Here is a 3,960-nt window from a genome sequence, read left to right as displayed (position 1 = left end):
CGCACGTCATTCTTCACTGGATTCCGGCGTTCGCCGGAATGACGGGCCTGGATTCCTGGCGGCTGAAACATCCTTAAGTTCGGAGCACTGACCCTAGCCCTCCCCTACTTCGCAGGGGAGGGAACCGTTTGTCGCAATGATCCAGATACCTACTACGCTTGAGTGCAGTTTTTAGAAGTGCCCTTAAGCACGGGCTAGAACGCCATTCAGCCCCTCACCGCCGCGGCACAGGAATACGCAGCAGCCACACATCATGCGTGTGCAACGCGATCGGCTCACGCTCATGCAGCGTTACCGCCTTCCCCGTCCACACATCCTCGCCCTGCTGCGTTCCGTGCAAACCGAGCCTGGCCAGGTCGAGATGGAACGGATGCGTTCCTGCATAACGCGTACCGCCGACATTGAATACCGCCACCGCCAGCGCGCCACCTTGCAACGGGCGTGTCCACACCTCCGTTTCGCCATCGGCATACGCACGGGTGGCCTGCTTGCCGAGCGGGTCCTGGTCGATCGCGATCACCTCGCGGCGGGTGAGAATGTCGCGTACCGCCGGTGACATGTGCGGCAGATCGTTGCCGGCCAGCAGCGGCGCGGCGAGCATCGCCCACCAACTGAAGTGCGCGCGGTTTTCCGCTGCCGTGAGCTGACCGTTGCCGACTTCCAGCATGTCCGGATCGTTCCAGTGGCCGGGGCCTGCATACGCCGCCAACCCCGCCTGCATCGAAGCGAGCGTGTAGATGCGATCCCAGTCAGCGGAAATATCGCCGGTGGTGCGCCACAGATTACCGCCGACGCGCGGCGCAGCCGCCCATTCCCACACCGCGTCCATGCCGTACTGGCACAAGGAATAAACGATGGGGCGATGTGTGGCGTTCAAGGCAGTGCGCATGGTTTCGTAAGCGCCTTCCATCAGCCGCATCTGCGCTTGCGCATCGTTCGGCGCTTTCTCCTTCATCACGTCCAAATAACTGCACAGGTCGTACTTGAGATAATCCACGCCCCATGCCGCATAGGTCTGCGCATCCTGCTGCTCGTGACCGAGCGAGCCGGTGTAGCCGGCGCAGGTCTTGGGTCCCGGTGAGCTGTAGATGCCCAGCTTGAGTCCCCTGGCATGCACGTAATCGGCCAACGCCTTCATGTTGGGGAAACGAGCATTGGGATGAATCACGCCCTTGGCGTCGCGCTCACCTTGCCAACCATCGTCGATGTTCACATAGATATAACCCGCATCGCGCATGCCGCTGCTGACCATGGCATCGGCCGCTTCGCGCACGTCGGCGTCGGTGACTTTCTCGGCAAAAAAATTCCAGCTGTTCCAGCCCATCGGCGGCGTTTTCGCCACCGGCGTTTCAGCGCGCACGCTGGTGACCAGCAAGGCAAGTACTGCGACAGCAACACACGGAAAGCGCATGGATGACCTCGTTGTTATCAGGGATGAATCGCATCGGCCAGAGCGAAGGCACGAACCTACCGCGCGCCAGATATTCGAGTTTGCCGTGCGTCAACGCAAGCATTTTTCGCCTGTTTTTCAAGCTTTTTCGCGCAAGCGGCGCGATTGTGCAGACTTGCGCATCCCTCTTCGAGATTTCTGATCAAGACCGGCCCGGTGCGCTTGGCCAATGATGCTCCGTCGTCGCGATGCACATGGACGTACATCGCGGCGCACATATCCACTCAACACCACGACGCGTCATTGAAATGCGTCGGCAGACCACACGAAGGGGAGCACAACATGTCGAAACATCCGATCGCCGTGGCGGTCATGGCCGCGCTGTCGCTGATGATGGCGGCCACCCTGCAGGCGCAGGCAACGGCAGCATCCCAGGACGGTACTTCGCAGCAAGACAATGGACAAACCTCCGGCAGCCCCCAGCCAGCGCAAGCCAAGCATCTGGATACGGTGATCGTCAGCGGATCGTTGATCAACAACGCGCAAATCCAGACCGCCACGCCTACCTACACCATTACCGCACAGGACATGCAGGCACGCGGTTTCAACAGCGTGGCAGACGTGCTGCAGAACTCGGTATTTGCCACCGGCACCGTGCCCGGTTCGCAGACACCTGGATTCAACCAGGGCTCGCAGACCTTCAGTTTCTACGGCCTGAATCCGGAGTACACGCTGACCTTGCTGGATGGCAAGCCGATCTCGCAGTTCGGCCAGCTTTACGGCGGCGTCAGCGACTTCACCAATGTCGGCAACATCCCGATGAGCATCGTCGACCACATCGACATCCTGCCCGGTGGCGGCTCGTCGATCTATGGCTCGCAGGCGATTTCCGGCGTGGTCAACATCGTCACCAAGCAGCATATGGACGGCGCCGAGGTCAGCGTGCGCACCGGCAATTACAGCCTGGGCGGCGGCGCCAATCAGCGCATGTCGATCGCCTTCGGGCACCGGTTCGGCAAGCTGGATGTAACCGGCACCTTCGAGTTCTTCAATCAATCGCCGGCCTGGTATTACCAGCGCGATCTCACCACGGCGGCACCGCGGCCGATCATTGTGGCGGCGATGTGGGATTACGGCACGGGCCTGGGCAGCCCCTTGCAGGGGTTTGTGCCGCCGCCCAATGGATGCGGCGCGTTGAGCAACCTGTTCGCCGGCACGACCACCCAGGTGTACCGCGCACCGTATACCGGCAGCTTCTGCGGTTCGCCCAAGACCTACAGCTACGGCACCTTCATCAACCAGTCCCGCAGCTACAGCAGCATGCTGAAACTGCGCTACGACCTCAACGACTATGTGCGCCTGTACGGCGACGTGCTGGCGAGCTGGCAACAGCAGAAATTCACCGCAGGCATCGCCTATAACTGGTGGGGTCCGGCCGATCTTCCGGGCGGCATGATCGAAGATGCCAGCACGCACCAGGTGCTGTATCCCGAACGCTTCTTTGCCCCGGAGGAAGTCGGCGACAACAACTACGACGGCTTGCTGCGCCAGGACGACCTGATGTACCAGGCCGACCTTGGCGCCAACGGCACGTTCGGCGATTCGAACTGGGACTGGGATGTGTACTTCCTGCGTTCCGGCGAACGCACCACCGATCTCAGCCCCTTGCATCCGGCCGCGGCGGTGGACGGCTTTTTCGAGTCGATCCTCGGACCGGTCGTCGGTGTCGATCCCAACACCGGCTACAACATGTACCACCCCAATTACTCGGCGTTTTTCTCGCCCATCACGCCGGCGCAATACAACAGCTTCACCATCAACGTGAATGCGCTGTACAACACCTGGATCAACAACCTGCGCGGCACCGTCAGCAACGACCACCTGTTTCACCTGCCGGGCGGCGACGCCGGCTTTGCGTGGCTGGTGGAGGGCGGCAACCAGGCCTGGTACAACCCGGTCAATCCGCTGGTGGCCAACGGATTGCTATGGGGCAACACCGGCGTATCCGGCGGCGGCCAGCGCGACCACTATGCCTCTGCATTCCAATTGAACCTGCCGGTGCTCTCGCAGTTCACGGTTGATCTTTCCGGACGCACCGATCGCTACACGGTGCAGAACGGTTCCCCCAACACCAAGTTCACTTACAAGATCGGCCTGGAATACCGCCCGTTCGATACCTTGCTGGTGCGCGGCAACTACGCCACCGGGTTTATCGCGCCGGACATGTCGTCGATTTTCCTTGGCCCTTCCGGGCAGTACAACAGCGTCACCGACTACTACCTGTGCGCCACGCAAGGCGGCAACCAGAACTGCACCGCCAACTACACCGAGGGCGTCAAGATCAACGTGCAACCCAACAAAAAGCTGCAACCCACCAATTCGGCCAGCTGGACCTTCGGCACCGTGTGGGCACCGCTGCGCAACCTCAGCCTGAGCGCGGATTTCCTGCATATTGCCATCAACAACGAAATCCAGTTGCAAAGCTCGGACATGCTGATGCGGCAGGAAGCGCAATGCCGGCTGGGCCAGCTGCCGTCCGATTCGGCCGTGTGCCAGAACGCGTATGCGCA

3 protein-coding genes are annotated in these 3,960 nt (G+C 61.1%); 2 read left to right on the top strand and 1 reads right to left on the bottom strand.

Features of this window, described 5'->3' with window-relative positions:
• Positions 1–214: 214 nt before the first annotated feature.
• Positions 215–1,411 (bottom strand): glycoside hydrolase family 27 protein, encoded by a 1,197-nt coding sequence (locus tag VMA74_RS03665; RefSeq protein WP_325364910.1) that lies wholly within the window; start codon positions 1,409–1,411, stop codon positions 215–217.
• Here VMA74_RS03665 and VMA74_RS03660 point away from each other — a divergent pair.
• Together VMA74_RS03660 and VMA74_RS03655 are read left to right on the top strand one after the other, a co-directional pair.
• Positions 1,410–1,592, top strand: coding sequence for a hypothetical protein (locus VMA74_RS03660; RefSeq protein ID WP_325364908.1), 183 nt, complete (start codon positions 1,410–1,412; stop codon positions 1,590–1,592). The two genes, VMA74_RS03665 and VMA74_RS03660, sit on opposite strands and share 2 nt — an antisense overlap.
• Positions 1,593–1,732: 140 nt before the next feature.
• Positions 1,733–3,960 (top strand): TonB-dependent receptor plug domain-containing protein (locus VMA74_RS03655; protein WP_325364906.1); only part of this gene is annotated, 2,228 nt, incomplete at its 3' end.

The sequence above is a fragment of the Dyella sp. genome, assembly GCF_035508675.1.
In the GTDB taxonomy this organism is placed as follows: Bacteria; Pseudomonadota; Gammaproteobacteria; order Xanthomonadales; family Rhodanobacteraceae; genus Dyella_B.
Note: the sequence above shows the minus strand (reverse complement) of the source record. Positions and strands in the feature narration are given on the sequence as shown.

Excerpts from the sequence above, each read along its gene's own strand:
- VMA74_RS03660 (WP_325364908.1), top strand. The coding sequence starts at position 1,410 with ATGGATGACCTCGTTGTTATCAGGGATGAATCGCATCGGCCAGAGCGA.
- VMA74_RS03665 (WP_325364910.1), bottom strand. The coding sequence starts at position 1,411 with ATGCGCTTTCCGTGTGTTGCTGTCGCAGTACTTGCCTTGCTGGTCACC.